Origin of the sequence: Sphingobacterium detergens, from assembly GCF_003610355.1 — a bacterium.
In the GTDB taxonomy this organism is placed as follows: domain Bacteria; phylum Bacteroidota; class Bacteroidia; order Sphingobacteriales; family Sphingobacteriaceae; genus Sphingobacterium; species Sphingobacterium detergens.
In genome coordinates this window covers 40,891-59,862 of record NZ_RAPY01000002.1, presented here as the reverse complement: position 1 = coordinate 59,862, position 18,972 = coordinate 40,891, and the positions used below count along the sequence as shown (strand labels likewise).

Here is an 18,972-nt window from a genome sequence, read left to right as displayed (position 1 = left end):
AATTAAATACAACATCTTTTCACCAAAAAATAATCTATGCAACTGGACGAAATCGACAAAAAACTACTGCGATTGCTACAGGAAGATGCCAAGCAGACCAGCAAAGAGCTCTCACACAAGCTTGCTCTATCTGTTACAGCGGTCTATGAGCGTGTACGTAAACTTGAAAACAGCGGGGTGATCTCCAGATATGTCGCACTGCTCAATAAGCAGAAGATCGCGAAAGATTTTATGGTACTCTGCCATGTCAAGCTCACACAGCATAAGAAAGAGTATATTCAACAGTTCGAACGGGAGGTCATGGATTTACAGGAAGTCACCGAATGCTTTCATGTCAGTGGAGATTATGACTATATCTTAAAAATCTGTGTACGCGATATGGAAGACTATCGCCATTTTATGTTGAGCAAGCTGACCTCGTTACAGCATATTGCCAGTACACACAGTTCGTTTATGATCGCCGAGGTAAAAAACACATTGACCATTCTCGTTTAAACAAGCTGTTTAAACGAGAATGTATTGCCAATTAATCGACAATGCTGTGCTTAATTCGGATATCGTTAATACCAATATGTATTGTTAAACCAATACGCCATTTTTTGAGGCAATTGGCTCCGGAAGATTTTCTTCGCCCATCATCTGTAACAAGTCGATTTCGATCGTCCGACAGATCGACAGCATCGGGATATCAAACATCAGTCCCCCAAATGGATTTTCGGTATAATCCCCCACCAGTTCCATCACAATATAAATCCATCCGATCACCACACAAAAGGGAATACTTGTCCAGATTCCCCAATGCCCCAACTTGGCAAATTCATTGACCAGCCCCAAGGGCAATAACATGATCAAAATAACATTAAAAACAAATGCTGTACTCGCAAACTGCCTTGGCGAAGGAAACTTTTTGATCCGTTCGGCCTGTCCCTGAAAATCATAAAATTGATTGAGACAAGCCTGCAATTGTGTTTGATTAAAATCCGATATGACCCCATCATTTTTCAAGGCATTGATATCTTTTGCCTGTTGGGCATTTAGATAAGTTGCAAAGTTCCGATAACTTGATTGCAACGTAAACTCCTCTGTTGAAAGATATTTATGTAAAAAAATAGGCGTTCGGCTATAATCCGGAAAACCCGCCTTGATCAATCTATGCCGTTTGACATTCAACGCGCCAATATGCCTTTTCAAGCTGATGTGCTCCCATTCGGTCGGAACAAGCAGCTGCTCACGAAATTGATACAACCAGGCAATATGCCGGTAGGTTATTTTCTTTCTAATTTCTTCCAGATTTTGCTGGTCCCCCTGTTCTGTATTAAAAGCATAAAGCATAGATACAAAGGAGCGGCTGGAGTTGACGATCCCACCCCAGATCTTGCGTGCCTCCCATAACCTATCATAAGCTTGGTTATTTTTAAAGCCCACATAAAAAGCTTCTGCTGTACCAATCAGTGCTAAAGGAACCCAGGGAATGATCATCCATTCCCATTGAAAGAAATAATAGACCACAGCAACGAGGGAACACCAAGCTGTCAGCCAGATCAAGTGGACACCAGCAAGGTTGAAAATCTGTTTGTAATTAAAATACTTTGTTGTAATCATAAAAGATATATGTCATTAAGCCCTTCCAATATCAGTTAAATCAAAAATCCTTGTTTTTCAAATTGCTTGACCAATTTTGCAGCATCTTTTTCAGCCTCGTTCTCCTCCACCTCATAATTATCCAACAAAACGGCTGTTACACTTTCGACATTAAATTCCTTTCCCTGCAGTTCCAACCAGATCTGTACAGCTGTCTCATTAAACGTATATACCTTCGATGCATCCTGTTGATCTTGCCCTGGATAGACTAGAATATGCTCATCGCCCAATTTGCGTAGTTGTAAATCTCCTCTAAGTTTCATCTGGCTATTCTTCTTTTTATTTCTATGACATTCAAATCGTCTGTTTGGTTTGTCCTATTACGAAAAAATATATACTTATCCAATGAATTCGAATGGCATTTTCGTCTCCAAGGCGGCTTCCTATCAAAGATAGAAAAGACAGTGGAAAATACCGCACTCTATTTATTATATTATCATATCCCGCAATAAAAAAATGTAAATGGAATAGTGGATAGCAAAAGTTAACAATTTTATTAAACATATCGGCAATTTTTAAAGGTGTATTTATAACCTCTATTCTATAGGACGACTATACCCAGCAAAAGGCCTAAGAAAAAATCAAAAATTGACAACAGGAGATCACACGGACCTTCTGTTGTCGGTAATTCAGCTATTTTCGCCGGCGCCATTGTGCCAGTAGCCGACCTAGGCCAAAGCTCACCAAGGTTCCGATAGCGGCAGTCAGGACAGTCTGGCCAAGATCACCTAGCGAGACACTGGCCCAGACCGAGCATACTGTACCACCGATCGTCCCCAGCCGAATATCATTGATCCGCATGCCTGACCTCCTTTCCCGGATCATGCAGTTCCGATGTTTCCTCGAGCAGAGCCGACTCCTCACTCAGTTTCGCTTTTTTTATCTGCGGGTCTCTATAAGTATTATTCTCCGGCATAGTTGATTCCTCTTCCAGTGCTGCTTGATCTGGCTGTTGGTCTTTATCAGTACGGTCCTCCACCAGCTTCGGACTTTCCTTCGTTACCTCGCTGTCAGGCTTTTCGTCTCCATCGAGCACAGATTCGACAATCCCCAGCCCGAGAGCCAGATATTTGACAATTCCCACTATTTTCGCAGGCAATTTTACCGGGGCCATAAGGATGACTTGCAAGGCACTACTTATTTTTTTTACTATTGATTTCATGTTAATTTCCTTTTACGATTATTTATGATTAAAACAATTGTTCTGGATCATGAATACTGATCCATAGTTCCCCCTCCTCCATCAGCTGCAAAATGCGTTGATATAGGGCCAGATAAGCGAGTCTGGATTCATGTACCATATAATCTCCTAGATCCCGGATCCATATATTGCCCACAAGCAGGCAACCAGCGGTGTGGTGATGATTGTTGCCCATATGGATGTAGACATAAGTGAAATTGGGGATCGCACAGATCTCGATCATGCCCTGATGTATCTTGGGGACCAGTCTCGTATACCGATCATGCATACCACCTGCCTTTCGTAGCTTGAGCGGATAGGTTCCTGCGGGAATGGCTGTCTGCCCAGGGATTTTCTCTTTGCGGATCCGATCCTCCAATCCAAAGCAGACAAACTGCCCCGCGATAGAGAGTTCAGACAGGGTACTATTATTCCCCTGTCTGATTCGTTTGACGATCAGCTGTGTCATCTTGTACGTAAGCTAGCTACAGCACTCCAGTCCCCTACCCCTTTTTTATTACGGCCACGGACGCGCAAATAATAGATCTGCCCTGGAAAAACCGGTGAAAACACATTTCCATAACTTTTACTGGTATCAAAGCTGTCACCCCAGAGCGGTTCACCGTCAGCGTCCATCGCATTTGCCACCTGATACTCGTACATGATCGCAGATTTCTGAGCTTTAAACTTGACCAACAATTGATTTCGTTGTCTACCATCCACCAGACTCACCTCAGTAACGACCTCTGGCGTATCTGTACTTTTGGGATCTGCTTCGAGGATTAATCCCGAGCTCAGCAAGATGGCACGTGAGCCATCAGCCACTTTGTTGACATAAAAGGCAAGATCCTTGAGACTTAGGGCAAGTGTCTCCTTCGCGGCATTTTTTTCTGCGATTTCCAATATACTGCCACCACGACTGGCACGTTGCCATTTCGTTGCAAAATCATCAGCCTGTGTTTTAAGATCCACCAACGCGACAGGAGGTGTGCTGAGCACAGGGTGCCCCGTCAGACAGTCGATCACCTTCCCGATTAGCGTATTGAATTCATCATCATTTACGCCTTTGTAATCTAATATTAGTTTTTTCTTTCTCATGTTAATTGTTTTTTGTGGGATTGCTCCCAGTTTAAAATTCTGTTTCGATGCGCTTCCGGACGAACATCTTGACACAAACATAGCTGCAGGGAAAGAGGCCTAACGAAATGTGGGACAAACTGGGACGAACTGGGACAACATTTGGGTGAATATTTTCAACATTTGCCCCAATCTGGGACTACTTCTTCGCTTTTGCCAACCACTTATTCGAAAAAAGTGATTGGTATTTCACAACAAGTGATCAGTTCTTTCAAAAAAGTGATCAGTTTTTAGTAAATACTGTCCAGTTTCTAATAAAAGGTATTCAGTAGTTGGCCTATACTGTTCAGTATTTAGCAAGAAGTGTCCAGCATTTGTTAAAAACCAAACAGTACCAGGCACAAACTGATCAGTTATCAGTAACAACTGCACAGTCCGTTCGAAAAGGTGAACGGTTTCCAGAAAAAGCTGTTCGCTTTCTACTGAAAACTGATCAGTCTGGAGGAAAACCTGATCACTAGCTGCAAGAAACTGATCGGGATTTCAAACAAAGTGTACAGTTACACCCAAAGTCTGAACAGTCGTCTCCACAGACCGGTAACTATTTTGGCAATACCAAACGGTTTCTTCCAAAGTCTGTTCAGTCCCTGGTAAAAACTGACCAGTCCTTAGCCAAAACCGGACGGTCTGAGGTAAAAACTGTTCAGTTTTTTTGGAAGAGTGACTAGCAAAAGGCAAAAACCGATCAGCTTTTGCCGGACTTTTTTCAGTTTAGCCTCCTCCGGACTTTAATTTACTGGCCATTCTTCCCAAAAAATAGGATCCTTTTCCCCTCACTTTATCAAATAAAACCAATACATCAGCTTTCAAATAATAAGGCCTATTACCGATCCTCAGGATAGGAAATAACAGGATATTATGCACCGATCGGTAGAAGGAAGAATGTGCGATGCCCAGTTTGGTGACGATCCAGCCGACACTGACATGTTCGGGAATATCCGTCAACAAGGGCTCTTCGTCAGGTACATGTCCAATGGGCTGAAAAAGTGTTTTTAGTGTAGCCTGCTCCTCGGCTGTGGCAGGACTGGCGGTCAGCCGTTCCTTTAGGGTCTCCAATAATTGTTGGGTCGGAATCTCGGATAATGTGGCTTGGATCTCCAGATCCCATAATTGCATCAATGTCTGTTGCAATTGCGTGATAAGCACAACTCTTGACATAGTTTTTTAGTTGAGGCAAGGCAACAAACAGCCAGACTACATTTTGGTAGTCCTGATGACCTGCGGGTAAATCCTACAGGTAAACCCAAACTATTTTCCCTTTCGGGATCGTCAATTTTTTACACTATTTTTTTGGATCAATATGATCCATATATATTTTAGACAAATGCAACAGGCCATGACGGCTTTTAATGTCCTGAACAATTTCCGCAAGCTTCGCATATTTTTTAATCGCGGCTTTCATCACTTGAAATAGATGGTTGGGAATCTCAATATAGGATTCCTCTCTATTGACTCCGATAATATCCGGTGTATAGATAAATACGGCTTTTGAAATCTGTGTACAGTACATAGCTATAAAACGATGCATTGCATAGTTCCCACGCGCAATAAGTAACAATTCTCCCTTTGAAGTGAGTTCGTAAGCAATACCACCCTGCTTGCGGATCACCAGAAATGCTGTACTCAGATATTCCGCAAATAGTAACTGTTCGATATCCAATCGCAGTTGCGCATTGCTCTTTTCAAGATAATGGATCTGTTGCCGCTTCCTTTTATTGGATCGCCAATAAATCAACAGAATCCAGGTAAGAGGATATAGCGTGAGCCACAGACGGCTCCTATTATACTTATCATGGAGAAAGGCGATATCCGGTTGCGCCATATCCAAAACCTTTAACATGATCAATTCCATCAATTTCTGGTTCAGGAAAGGGAGAATAAAAGAAAACAAGCATGTAAAAAGTACAATTTGCATCAGAAATACAGGCAAAATCGGCTGCCGCTTCCTTAACAGATCGCATACCCATAGGAATAGCTTAATACACAACAACTGTATCCCCATTAGATAAGCGAAGATACCGGCTACTATCCAGCGAAAATGTTTATCGAAAAGCTCATCAGCGACATAATAGATTTCATCATGTTGTCTGACCAGGTCATAGGTGCCAACTCCGGCCATAAAAGAGAGCTGTAAGGCAACAATCCCGTAGTATTTGCGGTGTCCCGAACTGGAAGACCAATACTTTTTTAACAATTTCGGTGCAGCGTTCAAATTTTCGGTGTAAAAGTTAATACCATCAGTTTAAAAGTTAATTTCGGCTTAATACAAACCACTATTAATCGGCTGGATAAAAATAACTGTATTACTGCGAATTATTGCAGGACAGTTCGTAGAATCAATAGGACAATTCAACGAAAAATGAAAATATTTCGCCCAAAAACAGAAAAACCGTAAAAAACTCGGAAAATTCCCGAGATCCTACCGCAGCATTTCAGTGCTAGATAAAAACATTTCAGTGCAGGAGTTTTGTTGTGCCTAGGATTCCCCTCTACTTCAACTTAATTTCGATTATGAAAATCCAGTTAATAAAAACTTAAAAATAACAGCAGATTTTCATCGTCAATAACTAATTAACCAGGTAAAACCCAAGCATCGATTCTGGGTAGCAACAGTCCTACCCAGAATTATTTAATCGAACCCCCACTCGTTTTTCCGAACCAACCTTTGGGGTAAGAAGCCGAGCTTATACATGGCATTGGAAACAGGGTTCAGAAAATTTTTTAGCGGAAAAAGAGGGTTAATACCAGAAATCAAACAAAATAGTGCCGAAACCGCCAAATATTGGTCTTTTTGGAGAAATTTTGGCGGTTTCGGCACTTTTCTATCTTATCTCGTCTCCCGATTTTTGTAGTAAAAAAAACCAAGACGAATAAATCATCAAAAAAAAGGATAACCAAGGAATAATCAATGGAAAGAGCGAATCCAATAAACGTAACTATAAAAGCAGACAAGCCCCCTACTATCTATATGACCGATCAAAGACCGGCTCATTGTGATTTTCTATTAAGGGGCGCAAAATGGGAGATCAACGAATACGAAGATTGTCTGTTATCCACACAGGAATTTACTTTTTTGGATAATCATCTCCAACTGGTGGAAATGTCAGTTTACCATGAAGTAGCATTGGATCTGAACATACAAAAGCCCAGCATATTTATGGTCATCATGCTCGAGGGATTTTATCGGTATTACAGGGAGGATCGGCTGAATTTCTATGCTGTGGGCGGAGCCACGTATATGCTCTATTGTCCGGAGATCACACTTGAACTCCGTGTAAACAAGGGAAAGCACAGTCTGTTGGTCATCGACATCGGAAAACAGTTATTGCAAGACGTTGGTAAGCCAGATACGAAATTGACATCACTTATCAATAGTCTGTTCGATTACAGTCAAAAACTTTCCACAGTCCCCATGTGTAGAAACGACCGACAGATAACCACATTTTTAAACACACTTCGTATGTTGAAAGTAGATTCATTCGTACGGGAGGCAGAACTTGCTATATTATTAGCTGACCTCTTAAAAGGCTATTCAGCCAAATTGGAAAACGATAGTTTTATCAAATCCCAATTATCTCCCGAATTGGCAAATAAGATCTTCGTCTACGTACAAGAAAACTTCAACAATGATGGCCGTCTATCGATTACTGCTATAGCCCGCACCATGGGCATATCCGAGTGGAAGATGAAGGAATACGCGCAGCTGCTGTTCGGAAAATCTCTTCATAAACAGGTAAGAGATTTACGCATGCGCGTCGTGGTCAGTCTATTGAAAAAAACAAATATGCCAGTCCGCAGCATTGCCGAAAGTGTAGGTTATACAACCCCGACCTATTTCTACCGTGCTTTCCGCTCCTGCTTTGGTATATCACCACAGCGATACCGCGAATCAAGCAGAGAAACTGACCCCGATTAGCATAGTATCTTTTTGGAGGAACATGGACGAAAATCGATGGTTTCTACTCAGAAAATCATGATAATTTACTGAAAAACCAACGTTAAATTCGCTTAACTAACTGACAGTTCATATCCTTTGCGGGGTCATACCGGCCTTACAGCCACCATTCCCTGGGCTAGAGTCCCTGTAATCATGGGCTGGTATTCTGGGAAAAATCAGGGACAGGGAACGCTGGTACTGCGTTATAGTACAATTATATTATTTGGATCGGCGGAGCAGAAACAGCTCCGCCACCAAATTATCAAATGATAGACTGATAAATCAGATTTAACAGAACCATGATCGTTTTTTATGAGAAAAAGTATTGACAGATCCTATTTATTAAAATTGCCCGAAGACTCCATACTTTACGCTTATCAGTATTGGCAAATAAGGATATCCGGACACAGAGACGAGGGCACAGCGATAGCCTACAAGTTATTCATTTGCAAAATATCCATGAATCTAACAGTCCACTAACAATGCCTTTTCCACGAAAAAATAACCCCAGTTACCAATATATGGTCCGTTTCTGGTCAAAATACTGTGACTTGGAAGACATCCATCTTCAATGGTTAAAAAAGCATGCCGATATACGCTCCAATTTAAAGAGAGGTCAGGTGTTACATTTTGACGGGGATCCACAGAAAATCGTATTCATTGTGACCAAAGGGTTGGTGGGACGGGTTACCGAAAGCGAGAAAACAGGTAAAAGGAAAATTATCAGTGTAGGAATACCGGGTATGGCGCTGATGACGACAAAGCATCTTTATTCATCAACCCCCAGTATAGGAAGTCTCATTGTTCTGCGTTCTGGCACAGAAATAGTTTCTTTTAAATACCGTTCGATTTTAGAATTTAGAATAATCGAAAGAAATACCGACATATTGATTGGCGTATTTACCAATAAAAAAAAGGAACAGTTAAATGCGTTCAGGAGGATAGCCCTCGAAGAGAGCGCATTTGACAAGTGTCTACTATTCACCAAAGAATTTCCCCTATTTTTTCAGCTACTCTCCCATCAGGAGATTGCGGATATCCTCAGTATCTCTAAAAGAACAGTACAAGCTGTCTCTTCTTATCTGGCCAGACATCCGGATCAATAGCATTTCATATTCATTTTAGAGCATCTTTCCGGTTTATTAAAGATATTTCCCTTCAAAAGATAGTTTTACCCCAAAAATAGCGCAATAATACTGCGTCATTTTTGGGGTATTTCGTTTTCTAATTTGGTATTATAAAATTAATGAAGATATGAAAACGAAAAAATACATCAGCTACGTTGCACAGTATACCTTTATTCTGTTATGGGGAGGTACCATAGCGCTAAAATTACGGAGCTGGCAGGAAACGACCAGCGAAATACAGATGCAGGGTTTTCCGCTCTGGCTGACCGAAACAGTGCTCTGGGGTTTACCTTTGGTTTTCGTCCTATTGATTGGTTTACTGATCTATAGACCGACCGTAAATCTGGGTATCCGGCTTTCGACAGCTTTAATTACAGTATTCACACTTTATTTGATCGCTGGCATCGCAAAAGTATTCGGATATACGCCGTGCGCTTGTGCAGGACTATGGCCTACGAACAATCACTGGCTGCATATAGCATTGAACAGCATATTTATAATTATTGGTATTATATATTTGATATTGGCCCATAGAAGTCGAGCAGGTAGGGACGTCAAACCTGATCTTGGCAGAAAGGAGGATATGGTCTCATCGTGAATGAACTGAAAAGGCGGAGTATAGGTCTGCTCCGCCAAAGATCAAAGGATATACCCTCTCCCAAGACCTCGGGATGGTGCAGAGGACAGGTCATGTAATGGACCTGATGAAATCAGAACACGTTAACTATTTAATTTTTTTTGTTATGAACTCATTATTAAAAAAATTGAACTTAGGCGCTATCGCAGCCCTTGTTGGAATTGTCGGCTTGACTGTTTCATGGAAGAACCATGAAAGCAAACTTGCTCCAGTATGGCTTGAGGTAAATGATACAGGAACCCCAGGAACTCCAAGCAATCAACAGATTGTTGGAAATTATCCTGGAGGTACCCCTGGTGGCGAATGTGATCAAACGACAGACAGAATGTGTGCTGTGCAGATTGATTTCAAAAGCTATACAGGCCCAAGACCAACTAACCTAGCTCAAGCTAATGCGCTTGAAGCGAGTGGGCAGATTGAAATTGTGGAAAGCCTATACAAAACCAATCCCTGAGGGGATTCACGTTAATTAACTGAATGTTGCATTGGGTCAATATATGAGGGGAGGATAAACTAAATCAAATAAGTTTTCCTCCCTTTTTTATTATTGTTCAACATCGGGAAAAGGCCATATCCATTTTGGACCATTAGGTTCAAGCCGATATTCAGTACCATTGATCTTTCGTTCCAATGTTACTCTATTTTTTGGGTCATCTAGATTTAGCTGGCGCAGATCGCTCCACCTGTTTCCTCGCATATATAGTTCTCTTTTTCGTTCGAGTAAAACACTAGCCAACAGGCTTTCTTTTGTCTGGTCAGAAATACTGCGATAGGATTCTTTTGTAAACCTGTTCTTCCTGAGATTATTGAGATCTTGGACTGCTTTGGGTATTTCGTTCATTCTCACATAACATTCTGCCCGAATCAATAGGACCTCATCTATAGCTAACCCTGTAAAATATTCACCTCCTGCATAGGAACCAAAATACAGACCATTATCTTTGAAAAACAGGCTCGGCCTTAAATCGCCATCTTCTCCAAATACCTCATCGTGCCAATTTTCAGGTAATTTTGCGATAAGCCTCAAGTATCCAGAACTACTAAAGCAATAAAAGATAATTTCCTTATTGTCCAGTCCATTTTTTAATCCTCCAAAAGTATACCGATTAACATTTCTAAAATCGTTATAATCCAGAAGTTGATTTTTGACTTGCAGAACTTTTTCAGCGCAGGCTAACGCCTCGTTCCATTGGTCTATTTCCCGATATATCCTCGCCAATAAGGCATATGCAGCTATCTTTGATGGTCTATAATTGTTGGGCTGCAAATCTGGGAGGAGGTCGACACTCTTATTAAGGTCTTGAAGGATCATGTCATATACCTGTTTTAATGTTCCTCTTTCAGGTTTTACCGATACGTCATAGTTTGTACGCAATGGTATGCCCTGTTTCTTGTCTGCTGTCATTAGATCATAAGGCGCACAAAAGGTTTGGGCCAATTGGTAAAATGCAAATGCGCGATGAAAAAGCGCCTGTCCCTTCACATTATTCCATTCCTTTATTTCTTCAGTATTAGTTGGCTTGACCTTCTCAACATCCAATGCCATGTTTGCATATAATATCAGCTGGTAACCTTTGTTCCAGTCATTAACATCATTCGCTTCATATACATTATCGGCCCATATATATCCATTTTTCAAATAGGAATATGTAGATCCTATAGCATTCCATGCCTCATCGGTAAGGATATATTCGTCTGTGCCGATTATCATAAGTTGCGCAGAATAATTGTTATTTATGTTGGTACGATTATCCAAGATAGCCTGATAATCGGCAACTTTGGATGGAACAACCTGATTAGCATTTCTCTTCTTCTCCAAAAACTCTTTGCCACAGCCATTCAAAATAAGTGACAACAATAAGACGATTTTAAGTAATAATTTCTTTTCCATAATCATTGTATTAAAAATCAACCTGCAGTCCAAGGGCAAATGTGCGCGGAGCGATATAATCACTTTCCACATAATCTGGATCTATGCCCTGCTTATTGGATTTCCATAATATTCCAAGATTTCGGGCATACGCATTTATGCTCATATTTCTGATGCCAGAAAATAAGCGTGCATGCTTAGGAAAAACATAGGAGAGCCTAATATCCTGTAAGCGGATATGGTCTCCCTTGGAAACAAAATTTGCAAATTTATTTATGTCTGGTCCGAAATTTTCCGTAGAAATAGATGATGTTGCAGGGATATATGTATGTGCTTCATCTCCCTTCTTTCGCCACCTATCGAGATAGTCCATATGATAACTATAAACTATAGTATGTTCCAGTCCCGGGGAGTGTGTACTCCGCCGAAACACATAGCCTGATTTCCATGATACAAGAACAGACAAAGCCAAGCCTTTCCAACTGAAATCATTTCGTAAAGATCCGAAAAGAGGAGGTACCGAGACTCCCATATTAACCAATTGGTCCACAGTAAAACTATTGTAGTACTCGATCGCATTCCTCTCTCGCTCGCCGTTAAGATACATCAGCACTGTACCATCATCGGGATCAAGACGATATTCAGGTAAAGCATATAAAATATCTCTGCTTTTGCCTTCTACAGGAACAGGCGAGTTCTCGAAATAGCTAAAGAGCATTGTACTCTTATTGGCCTTGTAATCACGGATTTTGTTTTTGGTATAACTGAACAAAAAATTCGTATTCCATTGAAAAACACCGTTAAGGTTAAGCGAATTGATCTGCAAATCAAAACCCCTTGTTCTAAGGTTAGCGTAATTTATCAAGTTTGAGTTTATTGCCGTTCCTCCTCTACTTACCCCGGTATTCGGCAAGAGAACATCAGCCCCGATCAGATCATTTGCGTCTTTAACATAATATTCTAAACTACCAGATATTCTTTCTCGGAGTGCTCTGAAATCCAGCCCGATATTAAGGGTATTCACGCGTTCCCACCGAAGGGAAGGATTGCCTATTGTTGTTAGATTTGCCCAGTTATAACCTGTAATCCTATCATTCACAGAATGTCTAATTGTTGGATATGCACTGACAGTTTTATTAACATTCCCTGCACTTCCAAACGTGGTTCTTAAACGCAGATAATTTATGTAGGTTGGTTCAAACCAAGACTCCTTCGATACTTCCCAGCTTGCCCCGATTGACCATAAAGGCGTTCCTTTTTGGTTAGTTTTAACACCGAAAAGGTTTGAACCGTCCCAACGCAATGAACCGGACAAAATATATCTCATCCTATAAGTATAACTTGCATTACCGAAATAAGAGAGATAACGATCCGTAAACTGTGCGTTTTCAACGGACAATGAAGGGATTCCAGAATAACTATCAGGCCGTACCGGATAGCTTTTGGTATAATCAAAATTTGAACTACCCATTAACAGCTCAGGATCGTAACCATAAAGTGTAGAACCTGGAGAAGTTTTAACTACTGTTTCTCTTATCTCACTTCCTATTAGTGCGTTTACCTGATGTTCTGCTCCAAAATCCTGATTATAGTTTAACTGCATACGGCCAGAGTGGCTTACCGTATTTTCAGGACTTAAGTATCTGAATATTCCACCTTCCGGGATAACCTTGCTACCATCCATTTGGGTAAAGCTATTTACCAAATTACGGACATAGTAACTCTTCTCATCGTATTCTATTGCATTATCGCGACTTCCTTTGAGATATTGATAAGTACCGGTAAAATCGAATAATTTCATAAAACTATACTTGACACTCATATTTGCACGAATTTCCTGATCAGATACCTTTCGCTCAGTAAGACCACGTTCATCCAAGGGTCTATATTCCCAATCCAGTAATCCGTTTTTAGTCGCATCTTCGATATATGGCTTTCGGTATTCATAGATAATCGGTAAAGCAATACCATTTTCGTCCATCAGCCGGTTATACGGTGACATGCCTACATGTTTTGCTGCCCCCGCTAACTCACTTAACGATATTCCATTGCCATAACTACCCTGCTGTGTAAACCAGAATGAGGAGGATATTTCGATTTGCTTGAAAGGTTTGAATGTATTTTGTGAGTTCAGGTTTATACGGTTATTTTTATCTCCGATAACATTGGCTCGATTATGATCGTATCCCCCTGAAACATAATAAGTGAAACGCTCACCACCGCCCCTAGCATTCAACGCGTACTGTTGGTAAATGGAAGATTGGTACAAATATTTCATAGCTTCCTTGCGAACTTCCGTGCTTTTTAATATAGCTTCTTTACGGTCAAACTCCTGTTGGGTTATACTACCATTGTTTAATGCGATCAACATCTCCACGTATTCAGGAAATGAGGTTTGGGAACCATCCTCTATATAATACCCTCCATTTTCGTACTTCTCCTTTTCAATCTCCATAACTGCTTCGCTCAGTAGGCGTTTCCGATTATAGAGCAGATCCGGCTTTTGCCCTAAAGTCACGTTGCTATTTAATGACAACCTTCCTGACTGATTATACTGACCCTTTTTTGTGGTGATAACGATGACACCATTGCCTGCTCTTGCACCCCAAATCGAGGCAGAAGCACCGTCTTTAAGTACAGTAATATTCTCAATATCATTAGGGTTAATAGAGGTAATATCGCCATCATATGGAAAGTTGTCGACTACGATCAGCGGGCTTGCATCAGACTGGATCGTTGCTAACCCACGCACCCGAATATCTGATGTCTTGGTTCCATTGGGTGTGACAAATTGCACCCCGGAAGCGACACCATCCAGCCGTTGCAAGATGTCCCCTCCCACTGAACGATTGAGCAATTTATTGTCTATTGTTGTGAAAGATCCTGTCGCCCGTTCCTTCGGTATCTTATAAAATCCTGTATTTACGACCTGCACCTCTTCAAGTGCATATGGATTCTTTTCCAACTGAATACGTAAATTACCGCTATTCGACATGATCAAGGTTTTTCTGTCATGATAACCAATAAATTGAATCAATAGGCTGTCCGGTGTTGTTGCATTTACAGAGGAAAAGTAGCCGTCCTGTCTGGTCTGAACAGAACTCCTGCTTTTTAAAAATTTCACGGTTGCTCCGCCCAGTGGGTTACCGTCTTCATCAAACACATATCCAGTAATTTGAGCATTTACGGAACAGCAAGCTAGCAGAAATACTAACAATATATAATTCTTCATGTATCCCCCTTTCTAGTTTCCTTTCACCTTCTTATCATTCATTTTCCATCTAAATTTTTCAGGAATAGTGGGAATATTGTTGACTATTAACTCTTCAAGTAATTCTTCTTTATTTGCTCTAGTTTCTGTTGTACCTATAAATTTTCCGTCACGAATCCAAGCCGATGGCCCTAAAACAGGGCTATCAAGAAAGCAGGCATTAATCAAATAAACCTCAGGACCAACCAGTTGGGGCATTGTCCAGGCTTTTTGGGCTATAATCATTTCGGCTTTATACTCGTAATCCATCATGAGGCCAACGACCTGCACTTGGTCTGCATATTTAGGTTGTAGTTCTTGCCATTTATGCATAGATTCTAAACAGGGTGAACACCACCTTGCCCAAAAGTCAAGTACCAATATTTTATCTTTCGCTAATTCTCGTAGTGTAATACTATCCCTTTTATGAATGTCATTTACAATTCTTACTGGAAGATCCCATATTTCATCAGGAACAGTTTTATTTAGTTTGATCGGTGCTATACGATCTACATTTGCCTTGTATTCATATAGTGGATACTTTTTTATATTGGCTTTTGGATCATAAAACAATACTGATTCATTTTTCCTTGAATCATCCTTAATTTCTACAAAATAGGGTACATTCTCCCTAGTAATCTTCGGCATAACTCCGCTATCAGTCCGTGTTTCCACGGACTGCGCGAAGGATAAACTAAACATTTGAAACAGTATGGTTAGCGAAAGCAACGTCGTACTCTTGTTCAATAATATTGTATTCTTTGAAACTGTGGATTTTACGGTTACTATTTTTTGGGGGGATATATGACATTTATTGTTAAAACTTTCTTTTACCGCCAACACTTTTAAGGTCTGCATAATCGGTTAAATTGTGATTATTACAGACGATCGAATAGATCGCAATATCCATTTCGCCCATGTTATTTACAAACTGGTGTACCTCAATTTTGTCCATAACGAAGTAATGGTTTGTACAGTATGTACCAAAAAAATTGTAGAAATATAATGGCGATATACCTTTGCGAGGAAATCCTAATCGTCTATAATATAATCGGTTAATAAATTAGATTATAGGCGGTAGAGGAAATCAGTAAAAAAATAAAGATGTGGTTCTCTGCCCGCCCCCCATAACTCGCATGTTCGGAAAAGGCGGGTGAGCTGCCCACACCTTATGCTTTTATCTATCTTGAAGAGAATAAATACACGGTATGGGGCTTCACCCGTTGCATCTGTGTTTCCTTTGCTTTGCGAGTTATGGGATACAGATACGTCTTGATGATAGCCGCTACTAAATAGGCTACAAATTTAGTCTTTTTATGTCGAATTGTAATAAACTACTGCTCTCATAATTCTCTAAAGTTTAAAGGTGTAATTATAATTAAAGTTATATTAAATGTATTATCGAAATCATCCCATCTGTGATCAATATCAAATATATAAGCCCAAAATATACTTCCGAACAGTCGTAAGGGAATAAGTCTTCCAAAAATCCACGATGTTTTTAAGGGGGGCATACCCATGTTCATGTAGCTCATAGCATGCCGCATCCAACCGAACAAAGCTGAGATAATTAAGCATTGTTTTTCTGTCTTTTAAAGAGTGACCCAAGTGCATAGCTTGCCCGGTCCGATCGAAATCAGCGATTCCAGGTTCCTAAACTTCGTTAGGTCACTCCATTGTTAAATAGAACTTATAGATCTTAGATGCGGTTCAAGACAGTTACACGGGAATAGATATAAAAACTACCGCATTCAGTTGGGAAGTAAAAAAACCGACCCTTAGCATATAGAAAATCTATGCGATTTAATTCAAAATCGTTGTTTATTAATTATAAATCCCCTACTTTTAAGGTGCAAATCTAAAAGAAGTAGAACCAAACAATTGCTGGACATTGATTTTGAAAAAAATCAGATCGGCAAAACCAATCATGATATGCTTTAAGTGAGCTTATTATCAGCTTTTCTTATTGGCATTCCGATACCAAGAGCATCGGCCATTCATGGTTTTAGTATTGTTGGGTGTTACGCTGGCGGCGAGCGCTTCTTTCTAGCGGTTTCAGATGTTATTGTTTTCATTATTTAAATTTTATGTATTGGTTATAACAAGTCTTCCGCTAACCGATGTCAATTGATAACCTGTGGTAAACAACTTGCTTTTTTTAAAGTAAGTTTTCCATTGACTGTCTCGTCGGACAGCAGCATGAAAGGCTAATACAAATATACAAAACTGTAATAAAACAAACAAATAAAGTTTTTAAAAAATATATTCATACAGATCACTAAATGGGAAAAGTAACCAATAAAGGACTAGCAACACTTATTTCAGCCCGTATTAAAGAGATTCTTACATTAAGTGGATTAACAATTACTGGACTGGCAAAATTTGCCGGAATCGGCGAAAGTGCCATACGGAGTTATTACAGTAGGACTATCCCAATTTCTGTCGAAACTGTAAGTAAAATATGTGAATCACTTTCTATTGTGCTAAAAGACTTCTTTGATTTTGATAAAACGCTTAGTATAGGGACAGCAGCATTACCTGAATTGGAAAACTTTAAAACAAAACTCTTACAAGAGAGCATGAATTATTCGCAAGAGGAAGAAACGGAATTTGTTCAACTTCCAACCAGTACAGGCCTCAAACGCGAAAGGGAATACATTGCCTATATCGTAAAATATACAGATTATTTCGACGCCGCAAAAACCGTCGCTATGATGCTTGTTGATTTCGCTAATGAATATGACCTTGAACTCGAATCTGGGCGATTATACGAACTGCTCAAAAAACATGTGGATAACGGGACTATTGAAAAGATCCCAACCCCTCGGGTCAACAATGATAATAGTGTCTCAACGAAAAAGATATTCCTATACAAGAAAAAGAGCTAATACATAAAAAATCCGCTCCCCACCGGAAGCGGATCTATGCTATTGTAAAAATGGAATCTGGTTATATTACCCGAACTTATAAATCGAAGGCCAATATTTCATTTTTTATTCTACTATTATATGGGCTATTACCCCGAACTGTAGATAAGCGATAAAAGGTTGGTGCATCACCCCAGGGCCGAAATCTATAGCGATTATCCTTAACGATTTCAGCAAATAATTGAATCTTTTCCAATGGAGATTTGTGGACAAAGGCCTTATAACGCCAGTCTTCGGGTAATCCGAAGAAGAAACAACGTGCCGCATCTACTCGACTCAGAACTTTCTTTTCGGCATCTGTCAACTGTGTAAAATCGGACATCGCTTTTTGTAAAAGTTCCATCAGTTCTGTTGTGGCCCAACTATCAATAGCCAATATTCCATATCTTCCATAAGTAATCGAATTCATCATGACTGGATCTGTTTTTACATAAACTGAATCGTGGAAAACATCTTTATATACATTCCAATTTATCTTGCTTGAATCAATAGACATCGAATAATAATCTTGTCTAAAGAAGACGAAGACACCATTTCGGCTTTCAATTGGTTCATCATCTGTCTTATAGTCAAATTTGGGATAGCCGGGTTCAAAAGCCGCTCCGATATCGGAATGATTGAAGAGGAATTGATCCTTGATGTCTTTATATTTCGCAAACTTGCCGATCTTGACAACAGTAGTGCCCCTATTTTCATTGATCCTTGCTTCTCCCAGCGCATTCGTCACTTGCGATTTCCAAACTTTCACGTCTGAATTTCTTAATTCGGGCAAGGTTCCCCGTTGTAGCACGGTTCCATTACCACCAACAATCTGTACATCTTGCGCGATAGACTTCCCATTGGTCCAACCTGGTGTAATAAATTTTCCATCTTCCAAAAAGGATCTTCCATCAAGGTATTTGCCGATATAATGATCTGGATAGGTACTCATATCATTGGTAACACCTGGCTGATATACACCATATTCTTCAGCCCCCTTCAAAACTCTGGAGATGTCAAACGATACCTGCGTACTGTCTGTATTTATCTTTAAGGACCGAACGACAACCCCTTTTTTTTCTAGAACCTGTTGTAGGGAGTCTACCCGCCAAGCTTTACTAACGCCATTTTTTTTTGTTTCCTTGGACGTCGGTTCGGGTGTTGTTACTTTATCTTTTTTGCAGGACTGACATAATACTGTAAACGAAAAAATAAAAACAATAATTCTGAATACAAGATATTTCATACATTCTCTTTTTTAAAGTCGATTACCTGGGACTGTCCCGA

Annotated in this window: 18 protein-coding genes; 6 read left to right on the top strand and 12 right to left on the bottom strand. The window is 40.2% G+C overall.

The genetic code is table 11. The annotated features are described in order from the left end of the window. The first annotated feature begins 36 nt into the window (after nt 1–36). Nucleotides 37–495 (top strand): Lrp/AsnC family transcriptional regulator, encoded by a 459-nt coding sequence (locus DFQ12_RS12290; RefSeq protein WP_120259369.1) that lies wholly within the window; start codon nt 37–39, stop codon nt 493–495. 84 nt (nt 496–579) lie between these two features. Here the strand turns inward: DFQ12_RS12290 and DFQ12_RS12285 are convergent, their stop codons facing one another. The 8 genes from DFQ12_RS12285 to DFQ12_RS12255 all read right to left on the bottom strand — a co-directional run bounded on the left by DFQ12_RS12285 (nt 580) and on the right by DFQ12_RS12255 (nt 6,170). Next, on the bottom strand, nt 580–1,602 hold the full coding sequence (locus DFQ12_RS12285) for a bestrophin family protein (protein WP_120259368.1): 1,023 nt from the start codon (nt 1,600–1,602) through the stop codon (nt 580–582). 35 nt (nt 1,603–1,637) lie between these two features. Continuing rightward, entirely contained in the window at nt 1,638–1,904 is a 267-nt protein-coding gene (locus tag DFQ12_RS12280) for a PqqD family protein (RefSeq protein WP_120259367.1), read from the bottom strand. Nucleotides 1,905–2,274: 370 nt separating this feature from the next. Continuing rightward, entirely contained in the window at nt 2,275–2,442 is a 168-nt protein-coding gene (locus tag DFQ12_RS28130) for a hypothetical protein (protein ID WP_167457263.1), read from the bottom strand. Beyond that, nucleotides 2,429–2,803 carry a hypothetical protein gene (locus DFQ12_RS12275; RefSeq protein ID WP_120259366.1) on the bottom strand — a complete coding sequence of 125 codons (375 nt, stop codon included), beginning with the start codon at nt 2,801–2,803 and terminating at the stop codon, nt 2,429–2,431. The genes DFQ12_RS28130 and DFQ12_RS12275 overlap by 14 nt, the downstream gene beginning before the upstream one ends. A 28-nt stretch (nt 2,804–2,831) precedes the next feature. After that, on the bottom strand, nt 2,832–3,290 hold the full coding sequence (locus tag DFQ12_RS12270) for a DUF5675 family protein (RefSeq protein ID WP_120259365.1): 459 nt from the start codon (nt 3,288–3,290) through the stop codon (nt 2,832–2,834). Next, nucleotides 3,287–3,919, bottom strand: coding sequence for a fibronectin type III domain-containing protein (locus tag DFQ12_RS12265; RefSeq protein ID WP_120259364.1), 633 nt, complete (start codon nt 3,917–3,919; stop codon nt 3,287–3,289). The genes DFQ12_RS12270 and DFQ12_RS12265 overlap by 4 nt, the downstream gene beginning before the upstream one ends. 750 nt (nt 3,920–4,669) lie before the next feature. Then, nucleotides 4,670–5,116, bottom strand: a complete 447-nt coding sequence (locus tag DFQ12_RS12260; protein ID WP_120259363.1) for a hypothetical protein — start codon at nt 5,114–5,116, stop codon at nt 4,670–4,672. Nucleotides 5,117–5,240: 124 nt separating this feature from the next. Beyond that, complete coding sequence (locus DFQ12_RS12255; RefSeq protein ID WP_147420400.1) at nt 5,241–6,170, bottom strand: hypothetical protein; 930 nt, start codon at nt 6,168–6,170, stop codon at nt 5,241–5,243. A gap of 696 nt (nt 6,171–6,866) precedes the next feature. Here DFQ12_RS12255 and DFQ12_RS12250 point away from each other — a divergent pair. The 4 genes from DFQ12_RS12250 to DFQ12_RS12235 all read left to right on the top strand — a co-directional run bounded on the left by DFQ12_RS12250 (nt 6,867) and on the right by DFQ12_RS12235 (nt 10,113). Next, a complete protein-coding gene (locus DFQ12_RS12250; RefSeq protein ID WP_120259361.1) occupies nt 6,867–7,874 on the top strand; it encodes a helix-turn-helix domain-containing protein in 1,008 nt (335 codons plus the stop codon). 503 nt (nt 7,875–8,377) lie between these two features. Beyond that, a complete protein-coding gene (locus DFQ12_RS12245) occupies nt 8,378–9,001 on the top strand; it encodes a Crp/Fnr family transcriptional regulator (protein ID WP_120259360.1) in 624 nt (207 codons plus the stop codon). Nucleotides 9,002–9,149: 148 nt separating this feature from the next. After that, a complete protein-coding gene (locus DFQ12_RS12240; protein WP_120259359.1) occupies nt 9,150–9,620 on the top strand; it encodes a MauE/DoxX family redox-associated membrane protein in 471 nt (156 codons plus the stop codon). Between the two features lie 145 nt (nt 9,621–9,765). Continuing rightward, nucleotides 9,766–10,113 carry a hypothetical protein gene (locus DFQ12_RS12235; RefSeq protein WP_120259358.1) on the top strand — a complete coding sequence of 116 codons (348 nt, stop codon included), beginning with the start codon at nt 9,766–9,768 and terminating at the stop codon, nt 10,111–10,113. 90 nt (nt 10,114–10,203) lie between these two features. On the opposite strand, the gene DFQ12_RS12230 is transcribed toward DFQ12_RS12235, so the two are convergent. Genes DFQ12_RS12230 through DFQ12_RS12220 form a run of 3 tightly spaced genes read right to left on the bottom strand, consistent with a single transcriptional unit; the run spans nt 10,204 to nt 15,637 of the window. After that, nucleotides 10,204–11,550: a RagB/SusD family nutrient uptake outer membrane protein gene (locus DFQ12_RS12230; protein WP_167457262.1), complete on the bottom strand. Its 1,347-nt coding sequence runs from the start codon at nt 11,548–11,550 to the stop codon at nt 10,204–10,206. Between the two features lie 10 nt (nt 11,551–11,560). After that, nucleotides 11,561–14,761 carry a SusC/RagA family TonB-linked outer membrane protein gene (locus tag DFQ12_RS12225; RefSeq protein ID WP_120259356.1) on the bottom strand — a complete coding sequence of 1,067 codons (3,201 nt, stop codon included), beginning with the start codon at nt 14,759–14,761 and terminating at the stop codon, nt 11,561–11,563. 12 nt (nt 14,762–14,773) lie between these two features. Next, complete coding sequence (locus DFQ12_RS12220; RefSeq protein ID WP_120259355.1) at nt 14,774–15,637, bottom strand: TlpA family protein disulfide reductase; 864 nt, start codon at nt 15,635–15,637, stop codon at nt 14,774–14,776. Nucleotides 15,638–17,061: 1,424 nt separating this feature from the next. Here DFQ12_RS12220 and DFQ12_RS12210 point away from each other — a divergent pair. Further along, nucleotides 17,062–17,667, top strand: coding sequence for a helix-turn-helix domain-containing protein (locus DFQ12_RS12210; protein WP_120259353.1), 606 nt, complete (start codon nt 17,062–17,064; stop codon nt 17,665–17,667). 76 nt (nt 17,668–17,743) lie between these two features. On the opposite strand, the gene DFQ12_RS12205 is transcribed toward DFQ12_RS12210, so the two are convergent. Beyond that, nucleotides 17,744–18,931: a hypothetical protein gene (locus DFQ12_RS12205; RefSeq protein ID WP_120259352.1), complete on the bottom strand. Its 1,188-nt coding sequence runs from the start codon at nt 18,929–18,931 to the stop codon at nt 17,744–17,746. Nucleotides 18,932–18,972: the final 41 nt, after the last annotated feature.